The organism is Mesorhizobium sp. WSM4817 (assembly GCF_055811135.1).
The window spans coordinates 252,209-267,233 of sequence record NZ_JBVVQQ010000005.1; the positions used below are offsets into that span (position 1 = coordinate 252,209).

The 15,025-nt window shown below is 64.7% G+C and carries 9 protein-coding genes and 2 pseudogenes; 8 read left to right on the plus strand and 3 right to left on the minus strand.

The window, feature by feature from the left end:
- Positions 1-138: 138 nt before the first annotated feature.
- The 6 genes from AC0L2K_RS09910 (at position 139) to AC0L2K_RS09935 (ending at position 12,035) form a co-directional block, all read left to right on the plus strand.
- Positions 139-5,619, plus strand: a complete 5,481-nt coding sequence (locus tag AC0L2K_RS09910) for an alpha-2-macroglobulin family protein (protein WP_473531232.1) — start codon at positions 139-141, stop codon at positions 5,617-5,619.
- Between the two features lie 192 nt (positions 5,620-5,811).
- Complete coding sequence (pbpC, locus tag AC0L2K_RS09915; protein WP_473531233.1) at positions 5,812-7,917, plus strand: penicillin-binding protein 1C; 2,106 nt, start codon at positions 5,812-5,814, stop codon at positions 7,915-7,917.
- A 272-nt stretch (positions 7,918-8,189) separates the two neighbouring features.
- A complete protein-coding gene (locus AC0L2K_RS09920) occupies positions 8,190-9,218 on the plus strand; it encodes a sulfate ABC transporter substrate-binding protein (protein WP_473531234.1) in 1,029 nt (342 codons plus the stop codon).
- 32 nt (positions 9,219-9,250) lie between these two features.
- A complete protein-coding gene (gene cysT, locus AC0L2K_RS09925; RefSeq protein ID WP_027154317.1) occupies positions 9,251-10,102 on the plus strand; it encodes a sulfate ABC transporter permease subunit CysT in 852 nt (283 codons plus the stop codon).
- Entirely contained in the window at positions 10,095-10,979 is an 885-nt protein-coding gene (gene cysW / locus AC0L2K_RS09930) for a sulfate ABC transporter permease subunit CysW (RefSeq protein WP_023798668.1), read from the plus strand. The genes cysT and cysW overlap by 8 nt, the downstream gene beginning before the upstream one ends.
- A gap of 15 nt (positions 10,980-10,994) precedes the next feature.
- Complete coding sequence (locus AC0L2K_RS09935; RefSeq protein WP_128175126.1) at positions 10,995-12,035, plus strand: sulfate/molybdate ABC transporter ATP-binding protein; 1,041 nt, start codon at positions 10,995-10,997, stop codon at positions 12,033-12,035.
- 18 nt (positions 12,036-12,053) lie between these two features.
- Here AC0L2K_RS09935 and AC0L2K_RS09940 read toward each other — a convergent pair.
- Positions 12,054-12,173, minus strand: a pseudogene (locus AC0L2K_RS09940) (type II toxin-antitoxin system VapC family toxin); the annotation flags it as partial.
- A gap of 66 nt (positions 12,174-12,239) precedes the next feature.
- Positions 12,240-12,500 (minus strand): annotated as a pseudogene (locus AC0L2K_RS09945) (antitoxin); the annotation flags it as partial.
- A 251-nt stretch (positions 12,501-12,751) separates the two neighbouring features.
- On the opposite strand from AC0L2K_RS09945, the gene AC0L2K_RS09950 reads away from it, so the two are divergent.
- Together AC0L2K_RS09950 and AC0L2K_RS09955 are read left to right on the plus strand one after the other, a co-directional pair.
- A complete protein-coding gene (locus AC0L2K_RS09950; protein WP_091600295.1) occupies positions 12,752-13,738 on the plus strand; it encodes a sulfate ABC transporter substrate-binding protein in 987 nt (328 codons plus the stop codon).
- A 252-nt stretch (positions 13,739-13,990) separates the two neighbouring features.
- Positions 13,991-14,440, plus strand: a complete 450-nt coding sequence (locus tag AC0L2K_RS09955) for an RrF2 family transcriptional regulator (RefSeq protein ID WP_027154320.1) — start codon at positions 13,991-13,993, stop codon at positions 14,438-14,440.
- A 37-nt stretch (positions 14,441-14,477) separates the two neighbouring features.
- Here the strand turns inward: AC0L2K_RS09955 and AC0L2K_RS09960 are convergent, their stop codons facing one another.
- Positions 14,478-15,005 (minus strand): gluconokinase, encoded by a 528-nt coding sequence (locus AC0L2K_RS09960; RefSeq protein WP_128175119.1) that lies wholly within the window; start codon positions 15,003-15,005, stop codon positions 14,478-14,480.
- Between the last annotated feature and the right edge of the window lie 20 nt (positions 15,006-15,025).

Sequence of the window (15,025 nt, forward strand, 5' to 3'; positions counted from 1 at the left end):
TACTACCGGTCATCGGCCGGAAAGGAAACCGTTGGCAGGCGGGAACCTGCCGCGTCCTTGTGTTGACAAGCTGGACCGAAGCTTGAACATGTCTGGGCGTAACGTGGACGTAACGTAAGCAGTGTCCGGAGGGGTGTCATGGCAATGCGCGCGGCTCGTGGTCTGTCGATTCTTTTTCTTCTCTTTTTCGCTTGGGGCAGTGTCGCGCAAGCGGCCGAAGCGCGCCGGGTGGTGACATCGGACAATTCCGATTATTTCGGCTTCGATCTCAGATCCGACCAGAACGTCAGCCTCGATCAGTGCACGACGACATGTCTCGGCGATCCCGCCTGCCGCGCCTTCACCTACAACCCCAAGGCCAAATGGTGTTTTCTCAAATCCGATTATAACACGCTGAAGCCCTTCAAGGGCGCCGTCGCCGGCAAGGTCGTCAACGTCGAAGGCGACCCCGACATCGGCGCGCCGCCGGCGCTCGCCTTCTTCCCCGCCTGGATGGCCGACCAGGCCCAGCAATACCGCAACAGGCTCACCGGCCCGGCCTACACCAAGCCCACCGAAGGACTGACGGCGCTGCGGGAGGCGGCAAGGCAAGCGTCGCAGACCGGCGACCACCGCTTGGCCGTTCAAAAATACGAGGCTTTGGTTTCGGTATTGCCCGACGATGGCCAACTCTGGCTTGAACTGGCGCGGGAAACACTTGCCGTGCAGCCGACCGCCAACAGCGCCGAGGCGTCGACCCTGCCGGCGAACGCCACCTCCGCCGGCTTCAACGCCTACAAATTGCTGCGCACCACAAAAACCCGTGCCGAAGCGCTGGCACTGCTTGGCGACGGGCTCGATCGCCGCGACCTCGCTCGGCCGGCCCTGCAGGCCTACGAAGCGAGCCTCGCGCTGGTCAGTTCGCCCTGGGTCACGGCCGCCTACCACGACCTCAAGGCGCGCAAGGGCTTCCGCGTCGTCGATCACACGGTCGACGCCGACACCAGCGCGCCACGCATCTGCGCGCAATTTTCAGAAGACCTGGTCAAGACCGGCGTCGACTACGCGCAATTCGTCACTGTCGACAACGCCGCCCCCAAGGGCGTCGAGGCCAAGGACAAGCAGATCTGCGTCGAGGGGCTCGAGCACGGCCAGCATTACGACGTGACCTTCCGTCCCGGCCTGCCGGCCGCCATCGGCGAGGTGATCTCCACCCCTGTGGTGCTGTCGATCTATGTGCAGGACCGCGCCCCGTCCGCCCGTTTCACCGGCGACAGCTTCGTGCTGCCGGCCGGCGCCCGCCGAGGCATCCCGGTCGTCACCGTCAACATGAGCGCCGCCGAAATGAAGCTTTTTCGCATCGGCGATCGCTCGCTGACCCAGCTTCTGTCCGGCTACCAGTTCCTGCGCCAGCTTGACGGCTACGACATCTCCAACATTTCCGATCAGATGGGCGAGCCGGTTTGGCAGGGCCAGCTCGACATCGCCAACGACCTGAACAAGGAAGTCACCACCTCCTTCCCGGTCGACGAGGCGCTGCCGCAGCGCAAGCCCGGCGTCTATGTGCTGACCGCGCAACCGGTCGACGAGAACGACGACGACTATGATTCGCGCGCCACGCAATGGTTCGTCGTCTCCGATATCGGCCTGTCGACCTATACCGGGCAGGACGGGCTGAACGTCTTTGCCCGTTCGCTCGCAACCGCCAAGCCGATATCAGGTGCTGAACTGACGCTGCTGGCCAGGAACAACGAGATCCTCGGCACCGCGACCACGGATGGTGAAGGCCGCGCCGTCTTCAACCCCGGACTGACGCGCGGCGACGGCGGCATGGTGCCGGCCGTGCTGACAGCCAGGCAGGGTGACAGCGACTTCGTCTTCCTCGACATGGGCCGCGCCGGCTTCGATCTTTCCGATCGCGGCGTCACCGGGCGTCCGGCGCCGGGCGCGCTCGACGTCTATGCCTGGACCGAACGCGGCATCTACCGCGCCGGCGAGGACGTCCATGTCGCAGCACTTGCCCGCGACAGCGCCGCCAAGGCGGTCGAGAACCTGCCGCTGACCTTCATCTTCACCCGTCCCGACGGCGTCGAGAACCGCCGCATCGTCAGCGACGGCGCATCGGCCGGCGGCCACGCCGTCGACCTGCCGCTCGAAGCCAACGCCATGCGCGGCACCTGGACGGTGGCGATCCACACCGACCCCAAGCAGGCGGCGGTCGTCAGCCAGATGTTTTTGGTCGAGGATTTCGTGCCGGATCGCATCGAGTTCGACCTGTCCTCCGACAAGCAGGAGATCGCGCAGGGCGAAACCGCCAACGTTACCGTCGACGGCCGCTTCCTTTATGGCGCGCCGGCCGCCGGGCTCGCGCTCGAAGGCGAACTGACGCTGTCGACCACCCGCGACTGGGACCGCTTCAAGGGCTATTCCTTCGGCCTCGCCGACGAGCAGTCGGCGGAACCGTCAGTCACCCCGTTCACCGGCCTGCCGGTGGTCGGCGACGACGGCGAGGCGACCTTCCCGGTTTCCGTCGACCAGTTGCCCTCGACCACCAGGCTGGTCGACGCCAAGGTTACGGTCAGGATGCGCGAGACCGGCGGCCGCGCCGTCGAACGCTCGCTCAACATCGCCATCCGGCCGCAGGGCCAGATGATCGGCATCCGCCCGGATTTCGACGGCGACGAGGTGCCGCAAGGCGGCACGGCGAAGTTCAGCCTGGTTGCCGTCGACCCCGACGGCAAGCGCGTGGCGCTGCAGGGCGCGCAATGGTCGCTGGTCAAGGTCGAACGCAACTACCAATGGTACCGCTCGAGCAATTCCTGGAACTATGAGCCGGTCACCTTCACCAAGTCGGTGGCCAGCGGCCGGGTCGACCTGACCGCCGACGGCGAAGCCACGGTCTCGCTGCCGGTCGACTGGGGCCGCTACCGACTCGAGATCGAGACGTCTGACCCGGAGGGCCCGGCGACCAGCTACGAGTTCGACGCCGGCTGGTATGTCAGCTCCACCACCACCGAAACGCCCGATGGCCTCGAGATCGCCCTCGACAAGGACAGCTATGCGGCGGGCGAAGTGGCCAAGCTCAAAGTGTCGCCGCATTTTGCCGGCGAGCTGCTCGTCACCATCGGCGCCGACAAGCTCTTGAAGACCGTCACCGCCAGCGTGCCGGCCGGCGGCAGCACCATCGACATCCCGGTCGGCGACGACTGGGGCGCCGGCGCCTATGTCACGGCAACGCTGTTCAGGCCGGGTGATGCGCAGGAAACCCGCATGCCGGCGCGCGCCATCGGCGTCAAATGGCTGAAGGTCGATCCGGGCTCGAAAAAACTCGCCGTCAGCCTGACGCCGCCGGACAAGACCATGCCGCGCCAGCAGCTGTCGATCCCGGTTTCGGTGGCCGGCGTGCAGCCGGGCGCCAACGCCTATGTCATGGTCGCGGCCGTCGACGTCGGCATCCTCAACCTGACCAACTACAAGGTGCCGGATCCGGAGACCTGGTTCTTCGGCCAGCGCATGCTCGGCCTTGAAGTACGCGACCTCTACGGCCGCCTGATCGACGGCTCGCTGGGCACGACCGGCAAGCTGCGCAGCGGCGGCGACGGCGCCAACATCCAGTCGCAAGGCAGCCCGCCGACCGAAAAGCTGGTCGCCTTCTTCTCCGGTCCGGTCCAGCTCGACGCCGACGGCAAGGCGCGGGTCGACTTCGACATCCCGCAGTTCAACGGCACCGTGCGCGTCATGGCCGTCGCCTGGACCGAGGACGGGGTCGGCCATGCCCAATCCGACGTGATCGTGCGCGATCCGGTGGTGATCACCGCCGGCCTGCCGCGCTTCCTGGCGCCCGGCGATTCGGCCGTCATGCGGCTCGATGTCACCGACGCCGACGGTCCGGAGGGCGACTATGCGCTGTCTATAAGCACGTCAGGCGATCTTTCGACCGGCGATGCCGCCCTGCCCGAAAAGCTGACGCTGGCCAAGGGCAAGCGGCAGACGCTGACCGTGCCGCTGATCGCTGAAACGCCGGGCAACGCCTCGATCACCATCAAGCTCGCCCATGCCGACGGCACCGCTGTCGAGCAGACGCTCTATGTTCCGGTGCGGCCGGCGCAATTGCCGGTGACCACCCGTATGGTGGTCGACCTCAAGGGCAAAGGCGGCTCGCTGCGCGTTGACAAGGAGCTCTTGGCGGCAAGCCTGCTCGACGGTGCTTCGGTCAGCGTCGGCGTTTCACAGGCGGCGGCCTTCGACGTGCCCTCGCTGCTGATGACGCTCGACCGCTACCCCTATGGCTGCGCCGAGCAGACCACCAGCCGGGCCATGCCGCTGCTCTATGTCAACGAGATGGCGTCGGGCGTCGGCATGGCCAGCGACGCCGATCTGCACGGCCGCATCCAGGACGCCATCTACAAGGTGCTGAGCTACCAGGCCTCGGCCGGCAGCTTCGGCCTGTGGGCTCCGGGCTCCGGCGATTTGTGGCTCGACGCCTATGTCACCGACTTCCTGACCCGGGCGCGCGAGCAGAAATACGACGTGCCGGCGCTGGCGATGAACCAGGCGTTGAGCAATCTGCAAAACGCGATCGGCTATGACCAGGACGTCAAGGATCGCGGCAGCGAGATCGCCTATGCGCTCTATGTGCTGGCCCGCAACAAGAAGGCCTCGATCGGCGATCTGCGCTACTATGCCGACACCCAGCTCGAAGCCTTTACCAGCCCGATGGCCGTCGCCCAATTGGCGGCGGGCCTGGCGCTCTATGGCGATACGCAGCGCTCGGAAGCCACCTTCCAGGCCGCCCTGCAACTGGCCAATTCGACCTCGGCATACGACTACTACAGGTCCGATTATGGCTCGCCGCTGCGTGACGGCGCGGCGATGCTGGTGCTTGCCGCCGAATCCAAGCCGGTGCCGACGATCGTGCCGGTGCTGATCAAGCGGGTGACGCAGGAACGCGCCGCCGTCAGATGGACCAGCACGCAGGACGAGTCCTGGATGCTGCTGGCGGCGCGTGCCCTAAAGGCCGGCAATGATGCGATCGCGCTGACCATCAATGGCGCGCCGCATGCCGGCGCCTATTCGGACCAGATCGCCGGCAGCGACATTGCCGACAGTCCGCTGACCGTCGCCAACACCGGCAGCAACCCGTTGCAGGCGGTCGTCACCACGGTGGCCTCGCCGATCCAGCCGCTGCCGGCCAGCGGCGACGGCTTCACCATCGGCCGCACCTACTACAAGCTCGACGGCACCGAAGCCAATGTCACGCAGGCGACCCAGAACGAACGCTATGTCGTCGTGCTAAATGTCTATGAGCAGAACAAATGGCCGTCGCGGCTGGTGATCACCGATCTGCTGCCGGCCGGCTTCGAGATCGACAATCCGGGCCTGGTTTCCAGCGCCCAATTGTCGAATTTCTCCTGGCTGGCCCAGACCGACGCCGCCCATCTCGAATTCCGCGACGACCGTTTCGTCGCCGCTTTCAATCCGAACGACGGCGAAGGCGACCGCAACATCACGCTCGCCTATGTCGTGCGTGCGGTGACGCCGGGCACCTATGCCCACCCGGCGGCAACCGTCGAGGACATGTACCGGCCGCAATATTCGGCCCGCACCGCGACCGGCATGATGGAGGTTAGGGCGCCGTAAGGCGGCGAACAGGAACATGGCGATGGCGCTGCCCCTCATTGCCCTGCCGGGCATTTCTCCCCGTATAGTGACGGGGAGAAAGACGCCTGCGCCGAAGTTTTCGCCAAATTCGAACGCTGCAGAAAAGCCGCCGTGGGCCGTGACAGCCCCCTTCTCCCCGTCGCTATACGGGGAGAAGGTGCCGGCAGGCGGATGAGGGGCAGCGCCGTGCTCTCCAAAAAATTCCTGCGCCGTTCAGCCATCGCCGCCGCCTCCCTCTCCGGCTTCGCAGCAATCGCCGCCGCCACCCTTTGGCAGCTCGACCGCGCCTTTCCGCCGCCGCTGCCGGCGGCGCTGACGGTATCGACCGAAGTCCAAGACCGCGACGGCCAACTGTTGCGGGCCTTCGCCACGCCGGACGGCTATTGGCGGCTCGCCACCCGCCTCGACCAGGTCGACAGACAGTTCGTCGACATGCTGGTGACTTACGAGGACAAGCGCTTCTGGGATCATGAAGGCGTCGACGTGCTGGCGCTGGCCCGCGCCGCCGGCCAGTTCGCGACCAATGGCCGTATCGTCTCCGGCGGCTCGACGCTGTCGATGCAGCTCGCCCGGCTGACCGAACCGCGCGACAGCCGCAGCCTCGGCTCCAAGCTCAAGCAGCTGCTGCGCGCCCTGCAGATCGAGCGGCGGCTCAGCAAGGGCGAGATCCTCGAACGCTATCTGACGCTGGCGCCCTATGGCGGCAATCTCGAAGGCGTGCGCGCCGCCTCGCTGGCCTATTTCGGCAAGGAGCCGAAGCGGCTGGACGTCTCGGAGGCGGCGCTGCTCGTCGCGCTGCCGCAACTGCCGGAAAAGCGCCGGCCCGACCGCAACCTGGCAATCGCTCACGCCGCCCGCGACCGGGTGCTGACGCGCATGGTCGCATCAGGCCTGCTCGGCGAGCGCGAGGCCGCACGTGCCGCGCTCGACGATGTTCCCGCCAGCCGCCGCCCGCTGCCGGCACTCGCCGCCCATGCCGCTTATGCAGTGCTGCCCCGGGCCGTCCCCGGCCACAAGCTGCGGCTGACGATCCGCAAGAGTGTCCAGAAAGGGCTGGAACAGGTGGCCAGGGCTGCCGCCGCCAGGCTCGGCCCTCGCCTGTCCGTCGCCATGGTGCTGGCTGACGCCCGCACCGGCGACATCCTCGGCGAAGTCGGCTCTGCCGACTATTTCGACGCCAGCCGCTCTGGTTGGATCGATATGACCAGGATCGTCCGCTCGCCCGGTTCAACGCTGAAACCGTTCATCTACGGGCTCGCCTTCGAGCAGGGATTGGTGGCGCAGGAAACGCTGATCGATGACAGGCCGACGGATTTCTCCGGCTATCGGCCGAAGAATTTCGACATGGGCTATCAGGGCGACGTTAGCATCAGGCAGGCGCTGCAGCTGTCGCTCAACGTGCCGGCGATCAGTGTGCTCGACGCGGTCGGGCCGGCGCGGCTGCTCGCGCGCTTCCGGCAGGCCGGCGTCACGCCGATCCTGCCCGTCAACAAGGCGCCGGGTCTCGCCATCGGCCTTGGCGGCGTCGGCGTGACGTTGCGCGACCTCGTCCAGCTCTATGCCGGGCTCGCCAATGTCGGCAAGGCACACACGCTGCATGACGGCACCGAGCCGGCGAATGCCAAGCGCTCGACCGCTACCGTCCTCGACGACCAGGCGAACTGGCAGATCACCGACATATTGTCGGGCGTCAAGCCGCCCGAGGGCGCCGCCCAGCGCGGCATTGCCTACAAGACCGGCACCTCCTACGGCTACCGCGATGCCTGGTCGGTCGGCTTCGACGGGCGCTACGTGCTGGGCGTCTGGGTCGGCCGCCCCGACGCCGGCGCGGTGCCCGGCCTGTCCGGCTATGCCTCGGCCGCACCGATCCTGTTCGAGGGCTTTGTCCGCTCCGGCCTGGCTGCCGTGCCGCTGCCGGGCCAGCCGGCCGGCGTCACCAGGCCCAGGCGCGACGATCTGCCGGTGACATTGGCGCGCTTCGGTTCTGGCGCCGACGGCCTGGTCCAGGCGACGCCGACCGAGCCCGCGCCGACGATCATCTTTCCGCCCGACGGCGCCTACGTCGATCTCGGCGCCACCGCCGCCGACGCCACGCCGCTGGTGCTGAAGCTGCAAGGCGGCCGCGCCCCGTTTCGCTGGCTGGCCAACGGTAAGCCCCTGGTCGGCCTCGACCGGCGGCGCACCGCGACCTGGCAGCCGGACGGCGCCGGCTATTCGACCCTGACCGTGATCGACGCGGCCGGGCGCGCGGCCAGCGTGAAAGTGTTCGTTGAATAGAATGCGCCAAGCGATTCAGGGAATTGGCTTTCCATTAGGTCGGCGAGTAAGCAGGACACGCTCGACTCCTCAGGCCATTGCCGAGGCGCGACCTGTCTCTAGATAGATTGCTTCATGTGCCCGGATTCGGCACTGCAGCGTTGCGTGGAAAGAATTTCTTCGTGATGCCGAAAGCCGGCGAAAAATTGCTTCATAAGGCCAAAAAAAGCAACATTGAATGCATCTAATTTCTACCAATTCAGTAGATTGAGGTGATCTCAACGGAGGCGGAAATGACCAATCCTCATTTCAGGAAACTGCTCGGCGCACTGGTCGCCACATCTGTCCAGTTCGGCACGCTCGGTTTCGCGTTCGCCGATACCACCATCCTCAACGTGTCGTATGACCCGACGCGTGAGCTTTACAAGCAATTCGACGAGGCCTTCGCCGCCCACTGGCAGGCCGAGACCGGCGAGACGGTAACCGTCCAGCAGTCGCATGGCGGCTCGGGCGCGCAGGCCCGCGCGGTGATCGACGGCCTCGACGCCGACGTGGTGACGCTGGCGCTAGAAGGCGACATCAACGCCATCGTCGAGAAATCGAAGAAGATCAATCCCGACTGGCGGACCAAGTTCGAGAACAATTCGGCGCCCTACACCTCGACCATCATCTTCCTTGTCCGCAAGGGCAATCCGAAAGGCATCAACGACTGGGGCGATCTGGTCAAGGACGACGTCCAGGTGATCACGCCGAACCCCAAGACTTCGGGCGGCGCACGCTGGAACTATCTCGCCGCCTGGGCCTATGCCAACGCCAAGGATGGCGGTGACGAGGCCAAGACCAAGGAATTCGTCGGCAATCTCTACGCGCATGTTCCGGTACTCGACACCGGTGCGCGCGGCGCAACCGTGACCTTCGCGCAAAAAGGCCTCGGCGACGTGCTGCTGGCCTGGGAAAACGAGGCCTATCTGGCGCTCGACGAATTCGGCGCCGACAATTTCGATATCGTCTACCCGCCGACCTCGATCCTGGCCGAGCCGCCGGTCGCCGTGGTCGACGCCAATGTCGATGCCAAGGGCACGCGAAAAGTCGCCGAAGCCTATCTGAGCTACCTCTACTCCAAGGAAGGCCAGACGCTGATCGCCAAGAACCACTATCGCCCGTCGAAGCCGGATTTGGTACCGCCCGAGGACCTCGCGAAACTGCCTGAGATCAAGCTGATCACCATCGACGATCCGCTTTTTGGCGGTTGGAAGAAAGCACAGCCTTACCATTTCGGCGACGGTGGTATATTCGACCAGATCTACAAGCCGGCCCAGTAGACCCAGTTAGCTAGACTCTAGATCAGGACGACATGACCACAGCACCCGCCAAGGCGGGGTGGCGGTTCAGACAGCCGAGCGTCATTCCGGGTTTCGGATTGACGCTCGGCTTCTCGCTTGCCTACCTCACGCTCATCATCCTCATTCCCTTGTCAGGGCTGATCTGGCGATCGGCCGCGCTTGGCTGGGCCGATTTCTGGGCGATCGCCACCGACCGCCGCACCATCAACGCGCTTGAAATCAGCTTTGGCACCGCCTTCATTGCCGCCATGGTCAATGTCGTCTTCGGCACGATCGTTGCCTGGGTGCTGGTGCGCTACAGCTTTCCTGGCCGTCGCATCGTCGATGCCATGGTCGACCTGCCCTTCGCCTTGCCGACGGCGGTCGCCGGCATCGCGCTGACCACGCTCTACGCGCCGAACGGCTGGCTCGGCAGTCTGCTGGCGCCGCTCGGCGTCAAGGTCGCCTATACGCCGCTCGGCATCGTCATCGCGCTGATCTTCATCGGCCTGCCTTTTGTCGTGCGCACCGTCCAGCCGATCATGGAGGAGATCGACAAGGAGGTCGAGGAAGTGGCTGCCACGCTCGGCGCCAATCGCTTCCAGACAATCGCCCGGGTTCTGCTTCCGGGCCTGGCGCCGGCCATCGTCACCGGTTTCGCGCTGGCTTTCGCGCGCGGTGTCGGCGAGTACGGCTCCGTCATCTTCATCGCCGGCAACCTGCCCTACAAATCCGAGATCGCGCCGCTTCTGATCGTCATCCGGCTGGAGGAATACAACTATGCGGCGGCGACCGCGATCGCGGCGATCATGCTCGCTTTGTCGTTCGTGATGCTGCTGGTCATCAATCTGGTGCAGACGTGGAGCCGCAAGCGCTATGGCTGATCCGGAGATCAAATCCTACGCACCGCACCACGAAAGCCAGTCGGCGGCAGTGACCGAGAGCCGCCCGGCGAAAGCCGTGCTGATGATCGTGACCTTTGCCTTCCTCGGCATTTTCCTGCTGTTGCCGCTGATCGTCGTCTTCAACGAGGCTTTCGCAAAGGGCATCGGTGCCTATACCGAGGCGCTGACCAATCCCGACACGCGTTCGGCGATCCACCTGACGCTGCTGGTGGCGGCGATCTCGGTGCCGCTCAACATCGTCTTCGGCGTCTCCGCCGCCTGGGCGATCGCCAAGTTCGAGTTCAAGGGCAAGGCCTTCCTGACCACGCTGATCGACCTGCCGTTTTCGGTATCGCCGGTCATTTCCGGCCTGGTCTATGTGCTGTTATTCGGCGCGCAAGGCCTGTTCGGCGCCTGGCTGAAGGCGCATGGCATCGTCATCCTGTTTGCCGTGCCGGGCATCGTGCTGGCCACCATCTTCGTCACCTTCCCGTTCGTCGCCCGCGAACTGATCCCCTTGATGCAGGAACAGGGCAACGGCGACGAGGAGGCGGCGCTGTCGCTCGGCGCCAATGGCTGGCAGGCGTTCTGGTACGTAACGCTGCCCAACGTCAAATGGGGGCTGCTCTACGGGGTCTTGTTGTGCAATGCCCGCGCCATGGGCGAGTTCGGCGCGGTCTCCGTCGTGTCGGGCCACATACGCGGACTGACCAACACCATGCCGCTGCATGTCGAAATCCTCTATAACGAATACAATGCCGCAGCCGCCTTCGCCGTCGCTTCACTGCTTGCCGGCCTGGCGCTGGTCACGCTGGTCTTGAAAACACTTCTCGAGATGCGCTACGGCGCCGAGCTCGCCGCGACGCGCGGACACTGAAAAAAGGGACGGTTGATGGAAGTTCGCGTTGCCAACGTGCGTAAGGAGTTTGAGCGGTTTCCGGCCCTCCACGACGTTTCGCTCGACATCAAGTCCGGCGAACTGATCGCGCTGCTCGGGCCATCCGGCTCCGGCAAGACGACGCTGCTCAGGCTGATCGCCGGGCTGGAGCGGCCGACGAAAGGCAAGATCTTCTTTGGCGAGGAGGATGCGTCGCAAAAGTCGATCCAGCAGCGCAATGTCGGCTTCGTTTTCCAGCATTATGCGCTGTTTCGCCATATGACGGTCGCCGACAATATCGGCTTCGGCCTAAAAGTTCGGCACGGACCGTCACGGCCGTCGGCGCAGGAAATCCGCCGCCGTGCCTCAGAGCTTCTCGACCTCGTCCAGCTTTCCGGCTTGGAAAAGCGCTATCCCGCTCAGCTTTCGGGCGGCCAGCGCCAGCGCGTGGCGCTAGCCCGCGCGATGGCGATCGAACCGGCCGTGCTTTTGCTGGACGAGCCGTTCGGCGCGCTCGACGCCCAGGTCCGCCGCGAATTGCGCCGCTGGCTGCGCGACATCCACGACGCCACCGGCCACACCACGGTCTTTGTCACCCATGACCAGGAAGAAGCGCTCGAGCTTGCCGACCGCGTCGTGGTGATGAGCCAGGGCAGCATAGAGCAGGTCGGCACCGCCGACGAAATCTACGACACGCCGAATTCGCCCTTTGTCTACGGCTTCATCGGTGAATCGAGCGCGCTTCCGGTCAAGGTCGAGGACGGCCAGGTCTGGATCGCCGATCGCCCGATCGGGCTGTCGGCGCCGCAGGCGCCGCGGGGCGAAGCAACGCTGTTCTTCCGCCCGCACGATGTCGACCTGGTGGACGAATGCAATGGCTGCATCGCCGGCACGGTCGCCGCCAGCCGCCGCGTCGCCGGCACCAGACGGGTGGAGCTCGAAATCGGCGGCGAGCGCCAGCGGGTCGAGATCGAGCTGCCGGTCGACCATCCGGCGGCGCAGAAGAGCCGGGTGGCGTTCAGGCCGCGGCGCTGGAAGCTTTTTCCGGCTGCTTGATCCCCTTCCGGCGCTACTCAGCCAGTTCTCGACCTTCAGGCCCTTGATCCGGTTGAACTCTCCCATGTTGGCGGTTACCAGGGTGGTGTCCAGCGCGTAGGCGTGGGCAGCAATAAAAAGGTCGTTTTGGCCAATAGTGGCTCTGCCCGCCGGGTTTCGGATCATGTCGCTGACAAGTTGGTGTCCAGCATGAGCCGCATTTCTTTCGGATTTGACAGGCATATCGTCGGTTCCGGGGAAGTCGTCCTCGGGACCGAGCGGTGGCTCTTGCGCCCATTGCGCGAGCAGCGCCGAGAGGCCAGGTTTGCGGACCGGCTCGATGACCAGGCGGTCGCCTTCACGGCTGATCAAGACCTTTTCGCCGAAGAGCTCGAACTCGACAGGAATGCGCACCGCCTGGCTGCGATTGTTGCGAAACAGTTTCGCCTCTTTCGGCGGAGTCTTGGAATGGCGGCGCTGGGGCATAGCGATGGCTCCTTTGTTTTACCATTTGTAAAATGCCAGACAGTGTCGCGATGCAATCGTCTTGCCAACGCATGGGGACTGCTGCCCAGGTGCTTCGCAAGACTCCGGGTGAAAGAAAATCCTAGCAACGGCCTGGAATGGGAACATTTTTCTCGCGATGGCGTGGTGAAGCCGCTCTTCGTGTCTCGTCGCCCACCATCCCTTGCCGCTATGGTTCGGCAATAAGCGCACTGCATCGGAGTCCTGTTTTCATGAAGCGATTTTTGCTTGGCGTCGCCACATTGGCCGGCCTGTTCCTCGCATCCTCCCAAGCCTGGTCGGCCGACAAATTGCTGAACGCGTCCTATGATGTCGGCCGCGAACTGTTTGCGCAGATCAACAAGGCCTTCGTCGCAGAGCACCCCGGCGTGACCGTCGACCAGTCGCATGCCGGGACGTCGGCGCAGGCGCGTGCCATCGCCGAAGGCCTCGGCGCCGATGTGGTCACCTTCAACCAGGTCCTCGACATCGACTTCCTGGTCTCGAAGGGGCTTATCTCCGCCGACTGGCAGAAGGACTTCCCCGACAACGCCTCGCCTTTCTATTCGCTGCCGTCCTTTTTGGTGCGCGCCGGCAACCCGAAGAACATCAAGGATTGGAACGATCTCGTGCGCGACGACGTCCAGGTGATCTTCCCCAACCCGAAAACGTCGGGCAATGCGCGCTACACCTATCTCGCGGCCACCGCCTACGCCAAGGAGGCCTTCAAGGGCGACGACGCCAAGGTCAAGGAATTCGTCACCAAGCTGTTCAACAACGTGCCGATCTTCGACTCTGGCGGGCGCGCCGCCACCACCACCTTCGTGCAGCGTGAGATCGGCGACGTGCTGATCACCTTCGAGTCGGAAACGCGCGGCGTCCGCAGGGAGTATGGCGATGACAAGTTCGAGCAGGTGACGCCCTCGGTCAGCCTGCTGGCGGAGTTTCCGGTGGCGATCGTCGACACGGTCGCCGACGAGCATGGCACGCGTGACCTCGCCAAGACCTATCTCGACTTCCTCTACACGCCGCAGGGCCAGGACATCGCCGCCCGCAACGGCCTGCGGGCTCGCGACGCGGCGGTCGCCACCAAATACAAGGCCGAGTTTCCCGACGTCCGGCTGCTGACGGTCGAAGATGTCTTCGGCGGCTGGGCCAAGATCCAGGCCGAGCATTTCGCCGCCGGCGGACTGCTCGACCAGACCTATGGCAGCCGCTGAAGCAAGCGATCTTCGAAATCGATAGAAAACCGGCTTTTGCCGGCCTTCTTCGTTTTTCGCGCTCCGGACAGGTGATTTCCCGCACGTTCCTAGCGCGCCGTCCAAAACGTCACGAAGAATCAACGTGTTTGTGCCTACTGTGCCCGCGGACGGCTTGTTTCGCGAAACTGCATCGCGCGCCAAAACGTCATGATTTGCACACAAACAACCGCCAGATGCGGGCGGTTGGGGTTTTCATGAACTGAATCGGGCATGCTTACCAAAAAAGGCAAATACGGCCTCAAGGCCCTCGTGCATCTGTCAGGCTTGCCGGTCGGCCAGCTGGCGTTCGTCAACGACATTGCCGTCGCCAACAACATCCCGAAGAAATTCCTCGATGCCATTCTGGGCGAATTGCGCAATGCCGGGTTCGTCCAGAGCCGCAAGGGCAAGGAAGGCGGCTATCGCCTCGCCCGGCCGGCCTCCGAGATAAAGATCGGCCATGTCGTGCGTGTCCTCGACGGGCCGCTGGCGCCGATCCCTTGCGCCAGCCGCACCCAATATCAGCGCTGCGATGATTGCGACGAGGCGACATGCCAGGTCCGGAACATGATGCTGGAGGTGCGCCATGCGATCGCCGAGGTGCTGGACAATCGCAGCCTCGCCGCCATGCGCGACGCCGACAATGACGATTTTCCAGTCGAACTGACCTCGCAGATCTGATCTGGCGTCCTGAAGCGACATCGGCGCCGGCCACCCCTCATGAATTCGCCTCGAACAGGCTTATGACGTCGCCGACAATGTCGGCGATCGGGCGCGTTGCATCGAGCGTCAATGCATTCTCGTCGGCTGCCGGCGCTTCGAGCGTGGCGAACTGGCTGTCGACCAGGCTTGCCGGCATGAAATGGCCTTGGCGGGAGCCGACACGCTGCTTTGCCGTCGCCGGATCGATTTCCAGGTAGAGGAACAAAATGTCCTGGCAAAAGCCGCGCAGACGCTCGCGGTAGCTGCGCTTGAGCGCCGAGCAGGCGGCGACGACGCTCTGCCCATCGCCGACCGGTCCGGCAATGCGCTGGCCGATCGCGTCGAGCCAGCCTTCGCGCAGTGCGTCGGTCAGCGGCTCGCCGCTTGCCATGCGTGCGACGTTTTCCGGTGGATGCAGCCTGTCGCCCTCGACGAAGACAGCGCCCAATGCGGCCGCCAGCGCTTCGCCGACGGCCGACTTGCCACAGCCGGCGACGCCCATCACCACGACGGCCGGTGCGGGCCGAATGCGATCGCTCTGCATTTGTGCTGTCTTTTGGTCCA